The 22,275-nt window shown below is 45.0% G+C and carries 16 protein-coding genes; 6 read left to right on the top strand and 10 right to left on the bottom strand.

All coding sequences use genetic code 11. The features are described 5' to 3' along the window. Positions 1-362: 362 nt before the first annotated feature. The 3 genes from rpoC to PPRES148_RS04775 all read right to left on the bottom strand — a co-directional run bounded on the left by rpoC (position 363) and on the right by PPRES148_RS04775 (position 5,318). Positions 363-4,235, bottom strand: a complete 3,873-nt coding sequence (gene rpoC, locus PPRES148_RS04770) for a DNA-directed RNA polymerase subunit beta' (RefSeq protein WP_246142953.1) — start codon at positions 4,233-4,235, stop codon at positions 363-365. A 432-nt stretch (positions 4,236-4,667) separates the two neighbouring features. Continuing rightward, the gene (locus tag PPRES148_RS12275; protein WP_223127954.1) at positions 4,668-4,811 is read right to left on the bottom strand and encodes a hypothetical protein; all 144 of its coding nucleotides are present in this window, start codon (positions 4,809-4,811) and stop codon (positions 4,668-4,670) included. A 291-nt stretch (positions 4,812-5,102) separates the two neighbouring features. After that, complete coding sequence (locus tag PPRES148_RS04775) at positions 5,103-5,318, bottom strand: hypothetical protein (RefSeq protein WP_149453478.1); 216 nt, start codon at positions 5,316-5,318, stop codon at positions 5,103-5,105. 776 nt (positions 5,319-6,094) lie between these two features. Between PPRES148_RS04775 and PPRES148_RS04780 the strand changes: the two genes are divergently transcribed. Beyond that, on the top strand, positions 6,095-6,520 hold the full coding sequence (locus PPRES148_RS04780) for a hypothetical protein (protein WP_149453479.1): 426 nt from the start codon (positions 6,095-6,097) through the stop codon (positions 6,518-6,520). 419 nt (positions 6,521-6,939) lie between these two features. Continuing rightward, positions 6,940-7,839, top strand: a complete 900-nt coding sequence (locus PPRES148_RS04785; protein WP_149453480.1) for a hypothetical protein — start codon at positions 6,940-6,942, stop codon at positions 7,837-7,839. A gap of 444 nt (positions 7,840-8,283) precedes the next feature. Here the strand turns inward: PPRES148_RS04785 and PPRES148_RS04790 are convergent, their stop codons facing one another. Continuing rightward, on the bottom strand, positions 8,284-9,309 hold the full coding sequence (locus PPRES148_RS04790; RefSeq protein ID WP_149453481.1) for a hypothetical protein: 1,026 nt from the start codon (positions 9,307-9,309) through the stop codon (positions 8,284-8,286). Positions 9,310-11,165: 1,856 nt separating this feature from the next. Continuing rightward, the gene (locus PPRES148_RS04795) at positions 11,166-12,041 is read right to left on the bottom strand and encodes a M1 family aminopeptidase (RefSeq protein WP_149453482.1); all 876 of its coding nucleotides are present in this window, start codon (positions 12,039-12,041) and stop codon (positions 11,166-11,168) included. A gap of 504 nt (positions 12,042-12,545) precedes the next feature. Here PPRES148_RS04795 and PPRES148_RS04800 point away from each other — a divergent pair. Continuing rightward, positions 12,546-13,820 (top strand): IS256 family transposase, encoded by a 1,275-nt coding sequence (locus tag PPRES148_RS04800; protein WP_149453483.1) that lies wholly within the window; start codon positions 12,546-12,548, stop codon positions 13,818-13,820. A gap of 317 nt (positions 13,821-14,137) precedes the next feature. On the opposite strand, the gene PPRES148_RS04805 is transcribed toward PPRES148_RS04800, so the two are convergent. Beyond that, positions 14,138-14,773 carry a gluzincin family metallopeptidase gene (locus PPRES148_RS04805; protein ID WP_149453484.1) on the bottom strand — a complete coding sequence of 212 codons (636 nt, stop codon included), beginning with the start codon at positions 14,771-14,773 and terminating at the stop codon, positions 14,138-14,140. A gap of 104 nt (positions 14,774-14,877) precedes the next feature. Here PPRES148_RS04805 and PPRES148_RS12280 point away from each other — a divergent pair, with 104 nt between their 5' ends. Continuing rightward, positions 14,878-15,018, top strand: a complete 141-nt coding sequence (locus PPRES148_RS12280) for a hypothetical protein (protein ID WP_223127955.1) — start codon at positions 14,878-14,880, stop codon at positions 15,016-15,018. Between the two features lie 32 nt (positions 15,019-15,050). Here the strand turns inward: PPRES148_RS12280 and PPRES148_RS04810 are convergent, their stop codons facing one another. The 3 genes from PPRES148_RS04810 to PPRES148_RS11090 form a co-directional block, all read right to left on the bottom strand. Then, the gene (locus PPRES148_RS04810; RefSeq protein WP_187820612.1) at positions 15,051-15,206 is read right to left on the bottom strand and encodes a transposase; all 156 of its coding nucleotides are present in this window, start codon (positions 15,204-15,206) and stop codon (positions 15,051-15,053) included. 763 nt (positions 15,207-15,969) lie between these two features. Continuing rightward, positions 15,970-16,941 carry a transposase gene (locus PPRES148_RS04815; protein ID WP_223127956.1) on the bottom strand — a complete coding sequence of 324 codons (972 nt, stop codon included), beginning with the start codon at positions 16,939-16,941 and terminating at the stop codon, positions 15,970-15,972. Beyond that, positions 16,892-17,257, bottom strand: coding sequence for a hypothetical protein (locus PPRES148_RS11090; RefSeq protein WP_187820614.1), 366 nt, complete (start codon positions 17,255-17,257; stop codon positions 16,892-16,894). The genes PPRES148_RS04815 and PPRES148_RS11090 overlap by 50 nt, the downstream gene beginning before the upstream one ends. 561 nt (positions 17,258-17,818) lie before the next feature. Here PPRES148_RS11090 and PPRES148_RS04820 point away from each other — a divergent pair. Beyond that, the gene (locus tag PPRES148_RS04820) at positions 17,819-19,495 is read left to right on the top strand and encodes a transposase (protein WP_149453487.1); all 1,677 of its coding nucleotides are present in this window, start codon (positions 17,819-17,821) and stop codon (positions 19,493-19,495) included. A gap of 313 nt (positions 19,496-19,808) precedes the next feature. Here the strand turns inward: PPRES148_RS04820 and PPRES148_RS11095 are convergent, their stop codons facing one another. Further along, positions 19,809-19,952 (bottom strand): hypothetical protein, encoded by a 144-nt coding sequence (locus PPRES148_RS11095; protein WP_187820615.1) that lies wholly within the window; start codon positions 19,950-19,952, stop codon positions 19,809-19,811. Positions 19,953-20,343: 391 nt separating this feature from the next. On the opposite strand from PPRES148_RS11095, the gene PPRES148_RS04825 reads away from it, so the two are divergent. Then, a complete protein-coding gene (locus tag PPRES148_RS04825; protein ID WP_187820616.1) occupies positions 20,344-21,861 on the top strand; it encodes a M1 family metallopeptidase in 1,518 nt (505 codons plus the stop codon). Positions 21,862-22,275 lie beyond the last annotated feature (414 nt).

A 22,275-nucleotide genomic window follows, 5' to 3' on the forward strand; every position in this document is an offset into this window, starting at 1 on the left:
CATGGGGTTGTTGCGTTCATTGGGGGAACTTTTGCATTCGTCCCCAGGATCAATAGGGAGAAAGGTGCTGGTGTACATAACCGTGATGGGAACCGTCACCATCCCAACCACGTCATTTCTTATTTTCTAATATTCATTCATAGATCAATATAAGGAGGGGATCATTCTATTTTGCACCATCGCTATGCTGCTATGTTGAAACCATCGGAAAACACCTCTTGAGAATGCCAACCACACCGACTGGTAGATACCCTCCGTTCCCACCATCAATGTCTATTTCGATTGTATCCCGTATTTCTTCCCAGCATCACAACGGGTCACTCCGTCCGTACCAGGTGGCCCCCATCACCCTTGTATCCGTATCAATTTCCCTGGGTCCCGTCTGCCTCGGTCCTCTCATCCGTCCCATCCATTTCAGCTACCCCAGTTGCGTTGGTCTCCCCATCCGTTCCGGTCCTTTTGATCATATCAGTCACCTCGCCTACCTCAGTCGCCCTGGATACCCCAGTTTTGGTCGACGTCCCGGTCGATTCCTCCCCTGCCGTTCCGGTCCCTTTGGCAGCAATCCCCGTTCTACCAGCCGTCGCTGCTGTTTTGACCGCCCTAGTAGCCCCCACAGCGCCAACATTCTCCTCTTCCACAACTTCCATAATTTCCGATTCCTCTGTTTCCCCATCCACACAAAGCCGCAAAGACCGATAACGAACCATACCAGTACCCGCGGGTACCAATTTACCGATGATTACATTTTCCTTGAGACCAAGCAAACGATCCACTTTACCCTTAATAGCTGCATCCGTCAACACACGCGTTGTCTCCTGAAAAGAGGCCGCGGAAAGAAAGGACTCTGTTTCCAATGAGGCCTTGGTAATCCCAAGCAACACGGGACGCGCCACCGCGGGATCCAACTCCTTAGCAAAAGCCTCACGATTCGCTACCTCGAATTCATGAATATCCACTACAGAACCGGGCAACAAACCCGTAGCACCGGCATCCGTAAGCCGAACCTTGCGCATCATCTGACGAATGACAACCTCCACATGCTTATCGTTGATTTCCACACCCTGCATGCGATAAACCTTCTGTACTTCCTGCAAAATATACTGCTGCACACCGTGCACGCCTTTCACGCGCAGCAACTCTTTGGGATCAATGGATCCCTCCGTAATTACATCCCCTGCCTTCATATGATCCCCTTGTCTAACCTTCATCCTGGAACCATAGGGAACGGTATGCACCTTATTCTCTACCTTACCCTCCACCTCAACCTCACGTCGATCACGTACCTCACGAATATCAATGACCTTACCATCAATTTCACTAACCACAGCCTGACCCTTGGGATTTCTTGCCTCAAAGAGCTCCTGAATACGCGGCAAACCCTGTGTGATATCATCACCCGCTACCCCACCTGTGTGGAAGGTACGCATGGTCAACTGCGTACCAGGTTCCCCAATGGATTGGGCAGCAATAATACCCACAGCCTCACCAATCTCCACTGCCGTACCGGAAGCCAGATTACGACCATAGCAACGTTTGCAAACCCCGTGCCTTGTTCGACAGGCCAACACCGAACGAATTACCATACGCTCAATCCCCGCCTCCAGGATCTGAGCCGCCACTTCCTCATCCACCAACTGATTGGGTCCAACCAAAACCTCACCCGTTTGGGGATGCACTACCGTTTGAAAAGACAACCGACCCAGGATCCGGTCCCCCAGCTCTTCTATGACCTCATTTCCATCCTGAATACGTTCCACCCAAAGACCTTTATCCGTTCCACAATCCTCCTCCCGCACAATCACATCCTGAGCCACATCCACCAAACGGCGCGTCAGATAACCGGAATCGGCCGTACGCAAAGCTGTATCGGCCAAACCCTTTCTTGCACCGTGCGTGGAGATAAAATATTCCAGAACAGTAAGCCCTTCCCGGAAATTCGTCTGAATAGGCTGCTCGATAATCTTCCCTGCCGGATTCGACATCAGACCACGCATCCCCGCTAACTGCGTAATCTGTGACACATTCCCCCGAGCTCCCGAATCAGCCATCATGTGAATAGGGTTGTAGTTATCCATACGGCTCATCAAGATCCCCGTAATCTTTTCCTTTGCCTGGCTCCAAATCTTGATGATCCGTTGATAACGCTCGCCGTCCGTCAGCAGACCACGCCGGAACTGCCCCGCAACCCTATCCACCTGTTCCTTAGCCTCAACAAGAATGGCAGGCTTCTCCGTGGGAACCTCCACGTCCGAAACAGACATGGTCACCCCAGCCCGTGTGGAATACTCGTACCCCAAAGCCTTCACCTTATCAAGGATTTCCGAGGTAGCGGTAGTCCCAAAACGACGAAAACACTCGGCGATAATACCCCCCAGATCCTTCTTTCGGAGGGGACTCGGATTAGGCAACTTTTCTATAAATTTGGCAACATCAACCCCCTTATCAAATATAAAATACTTATCTGGTGTAGAATTAAAATTATTCCGCCCTGGCTCATTGATATAAGGAAAATCCCTGGGGAAAATTTCGTTGAAAACCAGCTTTCCAACCGTTGTAACCAACAAAGCATCCCGCTGTTTCCCCAAAAACTGTTTATTTTCAACATTAGAAGCCTTAACCACAATACGTGAATGCAGGGTTACATAACCATGATCATAAGCATTGATAGCCTCACCCACGGAGGAGAAAAACCTTCCCTCGCCAGCCGCACCACCCTTTTGAATTGTCAAATAATAACTCCCTAACACCATATCTTGTGAAGGGGTTACTACCGGCTTACCATCCTTGGGGTTCAAGATATTCTGGGATGCCAACATCAACAGACGAGCCTCTGCCTGTGCCTCCGCAGACAAAGGAACATGCACCGCCATCTGGTCCCCATCAAAATCGGCATTATACGCTGTACAGACCAAGGGATGGAGACGAATGGCACGACCCTCTACCAGAACGGGTTCAAAAGCCTGTATACCCAATCGGTGTAGCGTGGGGGCCCGATTGAGGAGGACGGGGTGCTCACGAATGACTTCCTCCAAAACATCCCACACCTCAGGGTGTATGCGTTCCACTTTTCGTTTGGCACTCTTGATATTATGGGCTAAATTTTTACTCACCAATTCCTTCATCACAAAGGGCTTGAACAACTCCAAAGCCATTTCCTTCGGCAAACCACATTGAAACATCTTCAAATTAGGGCCAACTACAATAACCGAACGCCCTGAATAATCGACCCTTTTTCCCAATAGATTCTGCCTGAATCTACCCTGCTTACCCTTCAGCATATGGGAAAGGGATTTCAAGGAGCGGTTCGCTGCTCCCGTCACCGGACGACCCCTTCGACCGTTGTCAATCAAAGCATCTACCGCTTCCTGCAACATACGTTTCTCATTTTGCACAATGATATCTGGTGCTCCCAAATCGAGCAACCGCTTAAGGCGATTGTTACGGTTGATCACACGGCGATAGAGGTCATTGAGATCGGAGGTAGCAAAACGTCCCCCATCCAACTGCACCATAGGGCGTAATTCAGGGGGGATGACCGGCAAAACATCCAATATCATCCACTCGGGACAGTTTCCGGAGGCACGAAAAGCCTCAATGACCTCCAACCGCTTCACAGCCCGATTGCGCCGCTGCCCCTGTGCGGTTTGCAGTTCTTCCCGTAATTGTTTGACCTCACTATCTAAATCAATCCCCAACAACAACTGCTTGATAGCTTCCGCGCCCATCATGGCTTTGAAAGTCTGACCATACTTCTCCCGATAACCCCGGAATTCCTTCTCTGATAAAAGCTGCTTCCTCTCCAGAGGCGAATCCCCTGGGTCGATCACGATGTAGGAAGCAAAATAAATCACTTCCTCCAAGGAACGGGGTGTCACATCCAGCACGAGCCCCATGCGACTGGGGATACCCTTAAAGTACCAAATGTGCGACACCGGAGCTGCCAACTCGATGTGCCCCATTCTCTCGCGCCGTACCTTAGCACGTGTAACCTCAACCCCACACCGGTCACAAACGATTCCCTTGTAACGAACACGTTTGTATTTTCCACAATGACATTCCCAATCCTTCGTAGGACCAAAAATCTTCTCGCAAAAGAGCCCTTCCTTCTCAGGGCGCAACGTTCGATAATTGATCGTTTCGGGCTTTTTCACCTCGCCCCGAGACCATGAACGCACCTTTTTAGGCGAAGCAAGCGCAATTTTCATATACTCAAAATGATTTACATCGAGCAATAGCCCTACACCCCCCCGATCAACGCCCACCTTCTCTGCCCCATTACAAGGGCAAACAAGCGTCACTCAGAAACCATAAGCCCGTACCCCCGGAATCAACAACCTGAGTCAACCACACAAAAAATATCTTTCCCTCCTGCCCCGTACGGAGAAAAACCACCCATCCTGCCCCGTACGGAGAAAAACCACACATTCATAATCCTTAAATCAGACCTGCACAAAACACCCCCGTACATCATGAAAACCACGTGACAACGATTCCTTCGCTAACCTTTTTTACCAATGCAAACAATCCCCGTCCACCGGGGTTTCCTTACTCGTTCTCGATACCCGACACAAAACTGTGGGCCCCATATTTTTCTAGCTACATCATCATCATCCCAAAATAGTTCCCAAATCTCAACGGCCTTCGCTTTCAGTTGGAAACATGATCTATAAAGTATGCCGTATACGGTGGTCTCCTACCACAACGCCAAAGGCAAAGGACTGCAGACGCACCCCCATTTTCCCCCATATGCGTATTCGAAAACCGTCCACAAGATCGAAGTCACTTATGAAGAAATACACTGCGCCCATGCTACCACATTGTTCTCCCCACTGTCAAAACAAACCACGCGGCGGTATCCAACCGCCCCTCGGCAATCATTCTGGCATGGGAAATCGGAATCAAAGATCGACACTACCTTTCCCCCCGGGCTAGGAAAACGAGATTGGATCTCCAACCTTCACCCGCCTAGTACAAACAACGAAGATTTAGCGCACTCAGCATTTCTTTATTAGTATGATCATTAAAAACATAACAATAATAATTGATGATGTAATAGTAAAGAAAATGAGATTATTATATAAATGTTTATTAAATTAAACTTATCTTCCCTTCGGTTGCATGGACCAAGCCAATGTACCATCCGAAGTAAAGAGATGATCGTGAGTTAGACCCAACGGGTCTAACTGGACGCACAATCCGCGGTAAGGAGATGATTGCAAGTTGGACCAGGCAACATGGGATCGAAACCCGTATAGAACACAGCAGAGGAGAAGGTACGAAGAACGTGACACCAGACCGGTGTTCTGAATGGGCAAAATCCTATGGGACCATAAGAGCCACATAACGCGGGAGTATTACGTGTGGTTCTGTGAGAGGGTTGGCTGAGATGCCAGCCCTACTCGACGGTGTATCAAGAAAGTCGCCTAGAGGGCTATACGCCGTGGTTACGTGCGAGTCTGCATAGGGTTTATATACAAAAATTTTATATATTTTTATGTAATTGGCTGCTTCTTCCTCCCCATAGCGCGGGTCCGTTGGGAAGACAAGGGGGCTTGGAAAGATCCAGGAAGGAGCACACAACCCCGCCTTGCCCTAAATGGGGAACGAGGATCCAGGATCTTCCCCTGCAAGGGATTTCAACCGGGGTAACTAAGGTCCAACCAAGGAGTTCTACGTGGAAGGAACACAATGGAATAGAATGGATCTATAGGGTAATTAGGATCAATTTAGATTTTACTACATATTTTATTTAAATAATTAATAAAAAATAGATCTAGATAGACCCAGAGACAGGATATCAGATATGTCGGGGGAACAAAAAAGGTCCCCTCAGGGCCCCGACACAGAATTTGGGATGCAACCGAAGTACAATGGGCCATGGGGTGCGGAATGCACAATAGGTGGAGGCAATGTTGGGCTATGTACTAGGCAAGAATCCTGTTGTGGGTGTGAATTCCTGAACAAGATTTTCATACTATACGCCCTTTTCGTCGCCTTCTCCCCTCACTTGTTAGGAGGAGGGGCTTAGTTCTACTCTGCAGCTACAGATGCAGTAGAATTTGGCGATAAAGGGATCCAAGAGGGCGATACTGTGGATTCAGTGAAATTGGATAAGGGGGAGGGAAAGGCCGAAAAGAAGGATGAAGCTGTGGTAAAACAAGGGATCACACTCCACCCTTCCCGTGCAACAGATGAGTCAAAAGAAGTAGCCGCTGTGGAATATGAAAGTGAGAAGGATGGCTATAGTGAGAGAAGGGAATGTGCTGCATTACAGGGGGGAAATAGAATAGGGGAGGAATCCTTAGGAAGACGTTCTAAACGGTGGCCGTGGTCGGTGTGTGAGAGCTGCGAAATATTGAGTGATGTGGGTTCAGCTGCAGTGCCGGCTGTTGTTTGTGGGATCATTACTAAAAATGGTTGGGTTGCTACTCAGTGTGGCATTGCAGGTAGCGTGATCGTTGGGACATTTAAGAGGAACGTATGGAATCCTTGTGAAGATCTTTGTAGTAGGAGGTAAAAATATGATCTCGACGAGGATGGCCATATCAATAGATTAGTCCGTATCATTTTACCATACAAAGGGGGATTTAATAGAGAGAGATAAGACAGTCCATCGATCATAATACATTTTCTTATGTTGAAATTTTTGGTTATAGGGAATAGTGCACAAAGAAGCCGATGGTCTGTCATTTCTTCTTTATGTTAGAAAAAGTCCCTTATGCAAATGTTGGAATATTCCCTAAAAAACTTTCCTAGGGTGGTTGAGATAGAGGAGAGTTCAAAATGATGGGCCAACGAGGTGCATAGACCCAGAATCTTGATTATCTATTGGGTATTAGGTACGATGCTGGGTACCATGTTCTTGATGCAGGATTCTGTCCTGCTTCCACTGAGTATTAGGGGGGTGTCAAAAATGGAGATAGGAGCGTTGGAATCATGATGAAAAATATGTATTTTTTACTGTATGTTGGTTTGCCTCGCTTATTGACCTTTATGCCCATTGCTATGTGGGTCGAAGCACTTAGTTCTTTCCGTTATGGATCGCTCCTTTTTTGGTACTTTTGTGTTTGGTCTGGTTGTCTCACCTCTCCTACTTTGAGTTCAAGGACTGCGTCTTCCCATGTGTTTCGCGGGACCGAGGGTAGGGGCCAAATCGAGACGAAACAAGAAAGAAAAAAATATTTATATATTTTTAATATTGTTGTATTAATTACGAGTATAATAATTGCTGCGGTTGCGATTTGGGAAGATAGGCCAGCCCAAGATTTATATCAAGAAAAGGTGGTTGGTGTCCTCTGCGCTATGGTTTGCGTTGTTATGGGCCCGCTATTGGAGAGGGAGGACCGTAAAAAGTGGACTCAGCATTTGCATCGTTGGCACAGAGAATGTAAGGCAGAGCCTTTCTTGCACCGACGGTGGCCGGTTTTGGTTGGCACCTGGCTTTTTGGGGGACTGCTTTATGGGTTGTCCATTTTTATGGTTGATCGCTATGCTGTAGAATGGTGGGCGGGGTTGGGATTTTTGATTAGTTATGGAGTTCTTATTGGGTTGGTTCTTATGATGGGTAGAGGTCTTCCTAGTTCCCACCCCTTGAGTTTCGTTCATTGGTACCGATCACTGTTGGTTATTATGGCGGTGATGGTGCCGTTTCACGGGTTCATGAATTTGATTTATCTACCGATGGTACAGCCTTGGTTACAAAAAAGTATACCTCTTTGGACAGAAGGAGGACTTTTTCGTATTCATGATTTCATAATTTTTTCAATTGCAGTAATTTTAATAGCAAGATTTGTTTTTCTTGGACCTGGGGTCCGGTGTGTTAAGAAAGTTGCCTAGAAGGCTGTACGCCGTGGTTACTTGCGAGTCTGCATAGAGTTTATATACAAAAATTTTATATATTTTTATGTAATTGGCTAACTTCTTCCTCCCCATAGCGCGGGTCCGTTGGGAAGACAAGGGGCTTGGGAAGATCCAGGAAGGAGCACACAGCCCCGCCTTGCCCTAAATGGGGAAAACGAGGATCCAGGACCTTCCCCTGCAAGGGATTTCAACCGGGGTAACTAAGACAGGTCCAACCAAGGAATTCTACGTGGAAGGAACACAAGGGACCGTACAATTTTTGGTGGGAATGTCCTATCTATAAATCTAGCCTCACCTTTTGGTAAAGGGGTTTCCGTACTTTAATGGTTACGGAACCAGGAGGACCTAGGATGGTCCCTATTTTTTTATGGTTCATGAGGGCTGTTCGCACCCCTCTTACTAGAGTATTTGTACAAATCATCAGTACCCCCTTCCTCCAACCCAACCATTGGGGGTGCCGAAGAATCCAAAGTTTGATATGGACAAATCATAGGCAAGACAACAAAGCGACAATAGCGTTAAAGCACCAAGGATAGCCCAAAGTAGGCCATCTTTGACATCGCCATGGGACCGTAACACACCCCTCCCCTGCGTATCACAATCATAATTGAATATCTCTAGATAATTGCAAGGAGATGCACAAAATAAATTTTTTAAAAAATCGGAAATAGAATGAACTCTGGGGAAGGATCTCAAGAAAACACGGCGCTGACCTAAAAGAAGATGGGCCCAGGAAGGTAGGACGCGGGAAAATCGAGCCCAGGTATACACCAAAATACATTGAAGTATCATATCTAAGTGAAGAGGATTGATACCAGAAACAAAATGGGGAACGAAATGAAACAAATGCAGGGGTGACAAATACCCTGATAGGCACATAATGATTTGTCTATTGACAAAATTCACATCGATGCCCTGCACCCCCAACCAGTGTTCCTCTTGCCAAATTCTCCCGCGTAAGGCAGCCATCCATCCTATTGTGCCTAGTGTCAACAACCATACGGAAGGAAAGATCCATAAGAATACACATGTCATAACCAAAAAACATAACGCCCCTCCCCATGAAACCAAGTACCACCCCCCCCTTCTCCATAAACTATGTTGTACTATAGCACGCCGACAATGTTCCCGGTCTGTGGACCACTGAATCATCTGTCTAGCAGCTACCTGGAGGAGGAATCCACCATTCTTTTTTCTTTCCTTTTTCAACCAAAGAACCACCATAATAGAAAAATATATATAACAAAAGGAACTCACTATCAATGGTGTTCCATACTTTGACACGATCCGTCCCTTTTCTACCATGTAAAGTGACATATGAAGAAAAAGTAAAAAATGAAAGAAAAAGCTAATCCAACCCCAACGCGCCACAACGAATCGTATAGGGTAACAAGGATCTTTATCCCCGGGCGACCCAATCATTGAAGTATATAGTCGTCTCCCCATTCCCTTTCCCCCCGAAACTATGGAAATACCTACCTTCTCAATCCCTTACCTTAAACCACAACCGGTTCCATTCCCATTCAACTCCCAGTTTTCGGTCCCCCACGGTCAACTATTTCGACATTTGCCCTATGGTGACACAGAGTAGGATCAATCTCCATTTTCTGTATCATAATTCCCACATTCGTAATCCATAACTCGTCCCTCCGACCTTATGACAACAACCCCCTAGTTTTCCTTCTCCACACCGATTCTCCAAACGGGGCTATAGGACCCTGGCAAGTGCGCGGGTAAATCACAACCACTAGTGGAGCAAATCCATTTGGAGAATACCGCGCCCCGAGTAAGACTGGCATCTCAGCCAACCCTCTCACGCCGAGTAGGGATGGCATCTCAGAGCCAACCCTCTCACAGAACCACACGTACTACTCTCGCATTATGTGGCTCTTATGGTCCCATGGGATTTTGCCCATTCAGAACCCCAGTCTGGTGTTACGTTCTCCGTGCCTTCCTCTGCTGTGTCCTATCCGGGTTCCAATCCAATGTTGCCTGGTCCAACTTGCGATCATCTCTTTGCTTCGGATTGTACATCGGCTGGTCCAGGCAAACCATTTAACCCCTCCACTCCACCCTCATCACAAGAGTTTCTTCGCCCTAACTTTATTCAATGATAGTAATAAAACCATCGCAATGAGGATGTAGCGAATGTAGCGAGGGCTTTGAATTACCCGGCTTGATCCAGCCAACGCACAATCCAAAATTAGGGGGATCACCGTAAAATGAACCAAACGACATTGGGTCAAAACTCGAACAGATACAGCAAAAAAAGGGTACTGCACTGCAGGAACGCGACATCAGACTGGCACCCGAACAGTGTATTTACGTGTAGTTCTGTAAGAAGGGTGGGTTGGCTGAAGTGCCAACTTCGCCCGACAATCGTTCCCAACAACCGTTATTTATGAATACTATTCACGAACAAAATCGATCACAGACATAGGCACTACCCATACCATAAGCTATCGCCGCACGAACCCCTAACTTGCGGAATGGAGGACAGAATACGCCGGTGATATTGCCCCTTTGGTTGTAATCTACCCCCGGTTGATTTTCTTGGGAATCAAAACCGAGTAACTCCCCAGCACCCCCCTATCCCCCCTCCTTAAATACATACCAGACGAAAAAAACAAATTCTGGCCCCCCAGGACCCGGAAATTCAGTCCCGGGAATGGGGGATGAATCATTGTTCGATAGACCGGATACCCCAGTGTAGGGTCCTGTGTTTACATTCGCCTAGATTCGAAATCTCCCCCCCTATGTGGTAACAATACGACAACTCTACCGCAACGCAGTCGATTCTGTCATAATTTCCAAGAGTTTGTCAACAACATCTTTGAATTTATTTTTATAAAATTTTATAAGAGTGTGCGAAAAACCTTTTACAAAGAGAGAAAATGGGATATTTTGGTTGCATCCCAAATTTGGTGTGCGCAAAAGGGATAAAATAGGAACCATCTCCTATGATCCCCCAGCGATTTCGGAGGTTCAACAAAAAACAACCGATCGTACGAAATTTTCATATGCACCCTTCCATAAAGGGGTACCTTCCAAAGTACTTACGCAGAAGATACTTAAAAATACTGTTTTTATAATCATAAATAATATAAAAATTTACCATAAATATAATTTAATTTTATAAAAATATTCCAATAAATATGATGTTTTTTCTGCAGGGGCACCTAAAACGTATTGGAAAAAAATAGGCCCCATCCCATCCTTGAAATCAGAATTGGGGGGAAAATCCCCAACCATGATATTCCAAGCCCGGGGGTGGGGCAAAGTCCAGTAATACAAGGATTCAACTATCCTCCCGATGACCTCTTTCCCTCGCTATCGGACGCACATCCTTTGGGTAAACGAAACAACCATTTTTTAAAAAACCCTCGTAAATCCTTATTGGACTGGTTTTCTACCAATCGAATGAAGTCACACCCTGTAGCATTTTTATAGCGATATTGGCGATGATACTCTTTCATAATAGAAAATAACTTTTCCATACCCCCTATCTCCTTAGATAACATGAATAGCATCATGGAAGAGCGTGTATAAACCATAGGATGGAAGGTAGCAGGGGAATGATGATAAACATCATCGACAGGGGTCACCGCGGTAAACTCATTTGCTTTATCTGTCTGATTTACTACTTCTCTTATCACATTCGGAATGAAAAAGTCATCCTTTCCCACCACATCTCGTTCATACATAACAGCAGAAAAGGTCGTTAAACCTTCATCCAACCAGGGTTCACGGACTTGATCATTGCCCACAAACCCGTACCACCACTGATGGGCAATTTCATGAGACCCTACAGTCGCTCCTGTTTTTGCCTTCTTCTCCGATGGGGCAACCGCTGTCACAAAACCTGGATATTCCGCACCACTGAACCCAGAGTTATCCTTGATAGTCAACACAACATCCAATTCATCCGTAACTTCATCACGGTAAGAACCGAATTTTTCACTAAAGTAGCGCAAACTAGAAACGGCTTCACCTTGCATTGCATTGGCTACTGACTTCGTCACTCCTGGGGGAAACCAGAGATTGACACGCACACCATCCATCGTACCGGTAACACCCTGATACTCCGAGGAAATCAGGGCCGCAAAATCACGTCCTCTTGCCCTTGATACCTTTTGTGCCCCATGCTCCGCGGATACGGGATTCCTACCCGTAGACACAACACGATAACCCTGGGTTGCATCCCAAATTTGGTGTCAGGGCCCCACAGGGGCCCTTTTTTGTCCTTCCCGCGTCGTCTAATGACCCGTCTCTGAATCTATTTTTTTATTAATTATTTCAATCTAATATATAATAAAATCTAAATTGACCCTAATTACCATATATATCCATTTTCCCCCATTACTTTTCCTCCACGTAGAACCCCTTTGTTTGGACCTGTCTTAGTTACTCCCGGCTGAAATCCCTTGCGGGGGCAGATTTTTTCCTACGGATCCTTGTTCCCCGCGCAGGGAGCCCCAACGGACTCCTCTTCCCCTGAAAAGGGCCCTTCGCCCCCTAACCATTACTTGTGTTTCCCCAAATTAGTGATGATCCCAAGGTTCCCTACCTATCCTGTTTTTTTATTGTGCGATACCAAAAATATCATAGACAAAATTACTTGCAAATATTATAATATCTATTATAAATTTCTAAATTTATAATAGATAGGGTGACACAACACCATGAGTGATCAAAATTCTGGCCCCATTCACTGGACATGTGAAGAAGATATGCGCTCTTTCTTACAATACCGATTGAAATATCTGCAAAAAAGGGGGAGTTCGTTCAAGGAGGCTATTTTGCATTTGGAGCGAGAGCTTTCCAAAGATTCCAATATTGGTTTGCATGCTTTTTCCAAGGCTTTCGAGTGGTTGGTTGATCATGAGTGTGATCATTACCGACGACAGGAGCTGCAAGAGAGGAGTCCTGACGGTTCCGGTACGATGATTCGCAGAAACGGTTACAGGAAAAGAATCATACAGACAGGTTGCGGTTCTATCACGATTTTCTTTCCTAAATTACGGGAGGGAGGATTCGAATCCGTTCTTGTGGAGCGTTATCAGAGATATACCCACTGTTGGTTGGAGAAATTGTACCCCCTCCGTGCTGATTGTGTATCCCTGCAGGATTTGTCGAGACGATCCCCGTTGTTATGCCATAGTGATATCCCACGCTCCACTCTTTCTCGTCGGTTTAGACGCTATTATGATTCCTATCTAAGTGTATGGAATCAACGTTCCCTACAAGGTAACAGCTATAGCTTCGTTCAAGCAGATGCTACCTACACTTATGTTCGTGGTAGGGGATCCGTAGCCGTATATATCGTCATGGGATTCAGCAACCGAAATGGTGTTCGCATTCAAGACATTTTGTACTATGGGATCGATCAGCCAGAATGTGTTCAGACCTGGCGCAAGGTCTTTCAAAACCTCCGTTCACGCGGTTTACATACAATACCCCTGATCACTACAGATGCCCATGACGGCCTCATACAGGCCATACAAGAGGAGTACCCCCTGTCTGATTGGCAACGTTGTATAGCTCATTGGACCCGAAATCTGCGAAAGGCAGCCCTAAAGAGGGATCATCTCCCTATCGCGGAGTGGGGATCTCTCTCAGAAAGAATTCGTGAGGAGGTTTGGGAAGCCCCCAACCGGGAAGTGGCCCATAAGGCGTCCATGGAGATCTATCATGAATACCGCTCTCTTGCGCCTCGTACCATGAGGATTTTTCGAAGGGGGTTGCCCCAGATTACGATTCATCTTCGCCACGATGGAAATGATCGCGTGGCCTGTCGTACCACCAATATCACGGAACGATGGAATGGGGAAATCAAACGTTTCACAAAAAAGGTTCGCTGCCATCCGACCTTGGGTGCCCTTCATCAAACGGTGGGTCTTTGCGTCCTAAAACACAGCAGAAAACAACGGGAAAAAGCCATGCGAAGGACGGGTTGATTATACTATTCTAAAATGTTATATATATAGTTTATATTTTCCGTTTTATATAATAATATTTTATTAATGAATATATAAACCGGGGCTTTTTAGATGATGCCGGAAATGGATGCCAGGGCGGTCTTCCTATATATTTTTCAAAATATTTACATAATTTACTCAATTATACAGAACGTAGCCTCCGTGCATTTTAACTTTTATATTATTAATAAAAATTATTATTGATTAGAAAATCCCTCCGGGGGAGCGATTCGCGAGCAAGGATGAGGAACCTAAAATCACCTTTTTGGGGGGTGACACCAGATTTGGGATGCAACCTAACCCTGAGGTACATAAAAGGAAACATAGAAATCAGCCACTCGCGTGTAAAAAGGGAACCCGGTAGATATATAGGGATAGGGATCCACATGCCAACCTTCTTGGTCACGTACAGCCAACATAGGATACCATTGAGCTAACAGAGCTGTATTCCCATTCTGCTTCAACTGCTGCAATCCACCCTGCGGAATACGAAGATGGTAATCCATGTCCAAAGTCAGCGCTGTACCCACGGCACGCCGTGGTAAATCCACCTTCATCACGGTTTCATCTCGCCACAATTTTGCTGAGACCTCTTGACCATTTACTTTTACGTTTTGGACGCTCAAAAAACCCGGTTTTTCAGGATGTGATTCCTTATCGACCGCCCAATTGTGATGGAAAGCATTAGGATAAAGTCGAAAAAAAACTTCCTCACCCTTAGCCTCGGGAAGATCCGACGGGATTTCAACCCGCATATGTCCGGTTACATCACGTTGCTGTGGAGAATAAGTGGCCGAAATTTGATACACCGGACGAGAAGAATGATCCCCCCTATTTTCAAAAACCCTACTTGTGTAGGCATGGGAATCAAAATAACATCCGGGATCTAACAGAATACCTATCATACCCGCCCACCAAAACCATTTCTTCATAAAAATACTCCTCGCCAAATTTTTATTATTCATAGTTTACCGATCTCAAATTTACCGATCTCACCTCCTTTCTATCCTGAATCAAAGGAGGCCCAAAAAAGTGATTGCACCCCAAACCCATCGGATACACAGACCCATTGGATGGGAAAAATGAAACAGCCAACACGCCCCCTCCGTCCCCCTCTATCCATCTGTTGATTGTATACGGACAGCAACGTTACACGGGACCGTGCAATTTCTTGTGAGAAATGACCCCCCATCTATGGGGCTAGTGCGGCTAGGCTAATACGCCCTCCCTGTCCTCCTTTATCCAACGGTTAATCGTGCTAACAGCAAGATCGTGCTGTCTAGATACCTGGACAACATGTTGCCCACCCCTGACCTGTTCAATTGCTCTCTGTTTGAATTCCAACGAAAATTTTCTCCGTACCATTTCCGTGTTCATCCCTTACGGGGAATCAGCTCCCATTATAACAGGGTACATACATAAAAAGTCAATAGTGTTGTTGCGATATAACAAGGTTTACAATTGTGGTGCTACCGCGAAAAAAGATACCAAACTTATTAGAATATTTTTGTATATTAAATGATATGTTTGGGAAATGTTTATATTGTTAATGAGTATGAAAAGTCTGTTCGAGTATTTCCAGCGTAAGTGCTTGGGGGTGAAAAGGTACCCCTTTCTGGGGGATTGCACCTGAAAATTTCGTACAATCGGTTATTTTTTGTTGAACCACCGAAATCACCGCGGGATCATAGTAACCGGTTCCTATCTCGCCCTTTTTGCGTACACCAAAGAAACCGACATAAAGTCGAATTTTATTTTTTATTTAAGCTGATCGTCTCCAGATCGTAAAAACTAAAAGATAATGGAGGGCGATGAAGCGGAGGGGGCCAGCTCATCGGATTGGTTCTAGAAAGATCAAAACTGTGTGGGGCGGGAAGAGTCGTAAGACGCGAGGGGATTCGGTTCTGTAAGGGGCCCGGTTAAAATACTAGATCTACCTCGATGAGAAGTCTATAAAGAAAATTTATTTAGTAAAAATATTTTATTGTTCTTACGCCACAGGTAATCCTATATGTTTATGGATTTCAGATTGTAATAACTATGTAAAGTTTACATTTATTTTATAAATAATAAAATTAGGAAAAAGAAATTAATCTAGGACTACCTGTGGTGGCATTCATTCATTATTTTATGAAACCTTATGCTTCCTCCTACCTCGTTTACAAAGATGCCGATTGCATCGTACAAACAAGAGATTTACGTAATTTTGATGGTTCTTGATGCCATAGCTTTGGCGCGATATGGCCTTGATTGCACAATTTTTCCCTTCTACAAAACCGTTATCGATTCTATGAAGGTGATCGTTAGCTATATACTCCCCACTTTCATTCCAAGACAGGCTTTTTGCTGCGTTCTGAATCTCCTTGTATTTGGATCTCAGTCCCTCCTCTATGAATTCATGGAGAGCATCACGAGACGTTTGAACATCGGGAAAGGGTTGATCGTACCATCTCCCAATTTTTTCCACATACTCGTAAGCCTTCCCAAGGTGGGACCAGTGGGCTATGTTCTTCAAAATTCCCTCGAGAAAAGCCCTCTTTTGTTCATCCAACCCTTCTCTGTACCGAACGGATAAGGAGGATCTCACTGATTTCTTTATTTTCGATAGATGATGCTTATACCGTAAAAGTTTTGTGTTAATTAGGATGAGATCATTGTATAAACTCCAAAGTTTTCTTCTATGTAATTCCCAAGAATCCCCTTCTTTGTACGAGGATCGCACAACGATAATCTTACGATACTGTTCCATCGGTTCCGCGCTGTATCCCAGTATTTGTAAAAGTACTAGCTTATTCTCGTAGGTAAGACGTTCTTTATCATCGTCCTCTACCACATCTCTGAATAGCCGGTCTATAGCCGCTGTGAATTTCCTATCACCGAAGGCTTGTCGTAAAGGGGGATGGAGGGCGTGATCCCTTATATTTTGAATGATATGGAAGCGATCGAAGACAGGGGTTGCCATTCTAAATACCTTCTGCACGATATTTTTGTAGGCCGGAGCGTGATCTGTGGACACCGCCCCTATTATCCTTGATGTCAACGCAAGCAACCTAGGATAATGATCCTCTAGACCCCCTTCTACTTCTTTTTGACTCCCCACCCTCGATAACAACCAATACAGCCCTTGAATCCTGATCATGGATGGTTGTGAAATACCTCTGCCCCTTATGGGTTGATACATCATCCATACCAATACGCATAGGCCCATTCCGTGATTCTGCATCCTCTAGGGATCGATTCTCCAATTCCTTTTTCCTATTAGGAAAATGTATTTTAAAGTAATGCTTGGTCAAAGCACCCCCTTGGCACACAGTAATGGTCTGCAGCTTGAGCTGCTGTAGAAATTTCTGCTGTATATCCAAACTCATCTTCGAATTCCTTCGTGTGTTTTTTCCTTCGTCCGATGATGGAATCAACGTGGGAGATTTTTCTCTTACAGTACTTACATTTCCACCGTTGCGGTTCTAGTTTTGACTCCTGAATCCATGGACCGCATCTTGGATGAAGAAAGGTTCGGGCGCTACCAAAACCTATTTTGACGAACTTTTGCCCTCTTTCTCGGGATTTTTTATAGGAACACTGGGTTTCGGGTGAGGGTTTTTCGACCACTGATTTGAGTACAGATCGGATGGTTCTCATACCTGGTGCTGGTGCCGTTAAAAAGGTTCACAATTGTTTCCTGAGGTTCGAATAAAAATGGAAAGTGGGCTTTTGCGGATTCATAAAAATAACTACATAAACTTTTATGAAATCATACTATCTATAGAAGCTCGGTTCCCTAATTATGGTTAGGTTACCGATATTATAATAATATTCCGAACATATAGTCAAAATAGGATATGACCCTACCTTCCTTACGTACATTCGAAACAACTTTATATGTATTACCTGAAAAATACCCTCAAAGAAACTTGAAGACCATCTGTTATTCCTATACAATCCTCTTTATACCCACTATAAAGGGAGGTTGATAACAGATGGTCTCAGGGTATTGTACCATAGAACAGTCGAACTTGGAAGGGATAGAGGAATGGATTGAATGCTTCGCGGATAAGTGGCGCTGGTGTTCCACCAAGGAAGAAATTAAACTTGCAACCCTTTGCGAGTATTACGCGAAACATGCTTCATGGTACAAGGAAACATATGCCGATTATCATAATACTATCGGTCAACCCTGCAAGGATATCCTTTTTACCATAATCCTGGAGTCCATTAAAGAAACCTTTGGGTGGACAGACAGGGAATTGATCGAACGTATTCCACGGGAAGGAAGGTTTTTTGAAGCTCTGGGGGGCAAAAAAGGAAAGCCCCTTATAGGTAGGAGAACATTATACGAAGGCAGAAAACGGTTGTTGGCATACGAGGAGAAAACAAAATGCAATGTTACACGGGACTCCTTTCAGCACTTCACCACCTTCCAAAAGTCAATAGTAGGTATGACATCCACCTGCCGTAGAATGGATAGCACGCTAATCAACAGCAACATAAGGAAATTGACCCGTAATGACGTGATCTATCTGGTGGCAAAAAATGTGGTTTGTATCTCGGCTGAACTCCTGATTCCCCTCCCCGCGGAGTGGGGGGTTTTTCTGGAGAAGGGGTGCAAACTAACAGACATCGATAGTCGGCAATCATTGGGCTATCAGCCTCCCCTTCCCCCAAAAAAAGGAGCAACAGCAAGGGATCATAGGACTGCAGAGCTAATTGGGGTTTGCTTGGCTGTAAGGGAACAGGTCTCCCACTATGACAACATCAGATCAACCAAGGAGTATGCATTGCTGGAAAGGGTGATCTGGGAACAAACTGAGGAGGATGAACAAGGAAATCTCAGGATGCTCTCCAAGGTGCGTTCTGGTAGTCTACAAAGCCCTTATGATCCTGATGCTCAGTACAGGAAGAAGAACAAACAGGAATGTTGGGGATATTCCGGACAAATCGTAGAGGATCGTGATGGAGAGAAGGGAGTAAGCCTAATTTCCTTCTTTGATATGAAAGGTTCCCTTCATCCAGATACGGCCTTTGCGAAGGAGTACATAGAAACATGGGTTCCCCATGATGGAATGCGGTTGTGTGCCGATGGGGGGTACTACAGCCATGAGATAAGCGAACTTGCCCAATCAAAGGGTATTTCGCTATGCTTCACCAATATGACGGGCCGAAGGGAGAACCCCGATAAATTGAGGGCAAGCACGTTTGTGCGAGACAAAAGAACAAAGGAAATTACACGGTGCGTGGCAAACAAGGAACCCGAGAACAGCCAGTACAAACCAGGGAGAAAACCAGGGAGCGGGACCAGTGTGGCTTATTTCAACGGGGAGGATTGCAAGAAGTGCCCCTTTGCGGATCAGTGCATTGGCAAACTCAACAAAACAGGGGGAAGAACCATAAGATTAACCGACCGAACGTACTCGGCGGCGGAGCAAAGAGATCAATTGGAGGAGACAAAATATAGGGAAGCAGGGAACAGTCGTGCGGCCATTGAGGGCGTTTGCTCCGCACTAAAAAATGCTTACGGAGCTCGCCGACTTAAGGTGCGTGGTGAACGAAGAGCTAGGTTGACAATGTTCGCAAAGTGTGTAGCGTATAACACATCTCAAGTCTCCGAATATATAGTAAAATTTATAAGAATAAGAAGGAGAGAAGTCATATCGTGATGAGCATATCTAATAATTTAAAAAATTCATAAAATAATCGGAACTATAGGCCGGTCTATTTGGCGTGCCAAGGTGTGCGGAATAGGGCATTCATTTCCGCGCTCATGGGTTCAAAAACCGAGTTTCCATGGTTATAGTAGAAATCCAACCATAATCGTTACGTTTCACACATATCCGGTCCAAAACATTCATACTATTCAATTTTTTATTTACATTACAAATTATCCATACATATTATACAGAAGTAATTCATTAACTAATAGCAATCAATATATATTATTTTGAAATATAATTAATATCGGAAAAAACCAAATCAACTGACTTTTAATTCCAGCACCAGCACCATACCTTCATACTCCGATTCTATTTCCTCCAGGCTTATCAGTTCCACTTCATTGGTTAGAGGGGGGCTTGGTACATTAGGATCAATCTCCTTATCTTTTTTGGTTATCATCATGAGTGTCCCTCCTACAGAAATATCTAGCATATCCATAGTAGGGTATTCCCATACAAATTTCAGCGTTGTGTCTATACACTATTCATTTTTCCCGAAGAGTACAATAAAAACCCCAGGCCCATATTCAGAATGGGACATATTCAATTTTAAATTTATTTATACTGAGAAAAACATTGCAATATGGGTATGCTGATTCAATTCTTTCCGTTGTCTTCTTTACTATGAACCATAAAAAATAGGACCATTCTAGGTTCTCCTGATTCCGTAACCATTAAAGTACGGAGACCCTGAATTTGGGATGCAATCACTTTTTTGGGCCTCCTTTGATCAGGATAGAAAGGAGGTAAGATCGGTAAACTATAGTAATAAAAATTTGGCGAGGAGTATTTTCATGAAGAAATGGTTTTGGTGGGCGGGTATGATAGGTATTCTGTTAGATCCCGAATGTTATTTTGATTCCCATGCCTACACAAGTAGGGTTTTTGAAAATAGGGGGGATCATTCTTCTCGTCCGGTGTATCAAATTTCGGCCACTTATTCTCCACAGCAACGTGATGTAACCGGACATATGCGGGTTGAAATCCCGTCGGATCTTCCCGAGGCTAAGGGTGAGGAAGTTTTTTTTCGACTTTATCCTAATGCTTTCCATCACAATTGGGCGGTCGATAAGGAATCACATCCTGAAAAACCGGGTTTTTTGAACGTCCAAAACGTAAAAGTAAATGGTCAAGAGGTCTCAGCAAAATTGTGGCGAGATGAAACCGTGAGGAAGGTGGATTTACCACGGCGTACCGTGGGTACAGCGCTAATTTTGGACATGGATTACCATCTTCGTATTCCGCAGGGTGGATTGCAGCAGTTGAAGCAGAATGGGAATACGGCTCTGTTAGCTCAATGGTATCCCATGTTAGCTGTACGCGACCAAGAAGGTTGGCATGTGGATCCCTATCCCTATATATCTACCGGGTTTCCTTTTTACACGCGAGTGGCTGATTTCTATGTTTCCTTTTGTGTACCTCAGGGTTATCGTGTTGTGTCTACGGGTAGGAATCCCGTATCCGCGGAGCATGGGACACAAAAGGTATCAAGGGCAAGGGGACGTGATTTTGCAGCCCTGATTTCCTCGGAGTATCAGGGTGTTACCGGTACGATGGATGGTGTGCGTGTCAATCTCTGGTTTCCCCCAGGGGTGACGAAGTCAGTAGCCAATGCAATGCAAGGTGAAGCCGTTTCTAGTTTGCGCTACTTTAGTGAAAAATTCGGTTCTTACCGTGATGAAGTTACGGATGAATTGGATGTTGTGGTGACTAGCAAGGATAACTTTGCGGTCAGTGGTGCGGAATATCCAGGTTTTGTGACAGCGGTTGCCCCATCGGAGAAGGAGGCAAAAACAGGAGTGACTGTGGGGGCTCATGAAATTGCCCATCAGTGGTGGTACGGGTTTGTGGGCAATGATCAAGTCCGTGAACCCTGGTTGGATGAAGGTTTAGCAACCTTTTCTGGTGCTATGTATGGACGAGATGTGGTGGGAAAGGATGACTTTTTCACTCCGGATAGGATAAGAGAAATGGTAAATATTACAGATAAAGTAAATGCTTCCACCATGTTGACCTCTGTCGATGATATCTATCGCTATCCCGTTGCTACCTTCAATCCTATGGTTTATGCACGCCCTGCCGTAATGCTATTCATGTTATCTAAGGAGATAGGGGGTATGGAAAAGTTATTTTCTATTATGAAAGAGTATCATCGTCAATATCGCTATAAAATTGCTACAGGGTGTGACTTCATTCGATTGGTAGAAAACCAGTCCAATAAGGATTTACAAGGGTTTTTTAAAAAATGGTTGTTTCGTTTACCCAAAGGATGTACGTCCGATAGCGAGGGAAAGAGGTCATCGGGAGGATAGTTGAATCCTTGTATTACTGGACTTTGCCCCAACCCCGGACTTGGAATATCATGGTTGGGGATCTTTCGCCCAATTCTGAATTTCAAGGATGGGATAGGGCCTATTTTTTTCCAATACATTTCAGGTGCCCCTGCATAAAAAATATCATACTTATTGGAATATTTTTATAAAATTAAATGATATGTCTGGTAAATTTTTATATTATTTATGATTATAAAAACAGTATTTTTAAGTATCTCCTGCGTAAGTACTTTGGAGTTGAAAGGTACCCCTTTATGGAAGGATGCATATGAAAATTTCGTACGATCGGTTGTTTTTTGTTGAACCCCCGAAATCGCTGGGGGATCATAGGGTGTCGGGTCAAAAGTATAGATGGCACTGATTGGCCATTTAGGCACCCCATGCCTGGTGCTG

The sequence above is a fragment of the Pasteuria penetrans genome, from assembly GCF_900538055.1.
GTDB lineage: Bacteria > Bacillota > Bacilli > Thermoactinomycetales > Thermoactinomycetaceae > Pasteuria > Pasteuria penetrans.

Coding starts and splice junctions, on each gene's coding strand:
- PPRES148_RS12275 (WP_223127954.1), bottom strand. CDS start 4,811: ATGGGCGCAGTGTATTTCTTCATAAGTGACTTCGATCTTGTGGACGGT.
- PPRES148_RS04785 (WP_149453480.1), top strand. CDS start 6,940: ATGATGAAAAATATGTATTTTTTACTGTATGTTGGTTTGCCTCGCTTA.
- PPRES148_RS04790 (WP_149453481.1), bottom strand. CDS start 9,309: ATGGGGAGACGACTATATACTTCAATGATTGGGTCGCCCGGGGATAAA.
- PPRES148_RS04800 (WP_149453483.1), top strand. CDS start 12,546: ATGAGTGATCAAAATTCTGGCCCCATTCACTGGACATGTGAAGAAGAT.
- PPRES148_RS04805 (WP_149453484.1), bottom strand. CDS start 14,773: ATGAAGAAATGGTTTTGGTGGGCGGGTATGATAGGTATTCTGTTAGAT.
- PPRES148_RS04810 (WP_187820612.1), bottom strand. CDS start 15,206: ATGGTACGGAGAAAATTTTCGTTGGAATTCAAACAGAGAGCAATTGAA.
- PPRES148_RS04820 (WP_149453487.1), top strand. CDS start 17,819: ATGGTCTCAGGGTATTGTACCATAGAACAGTCGAACTTGGAAGGGATA.
- PPRES148_RS11095 (WP_187820615.1), bottom strand. CDS start 19,952: ATGATGATAACCAAAAAAGATAAGGAGATTGATCCTAATGTACCAAGC.
- PPRES148_RS04825 (WP_187820616.1), top strand. CDS start 20,344: ATGAAGAAATGGTTTTGGTGGGCGGGTATGATAGGTATTCTGTTAGAT.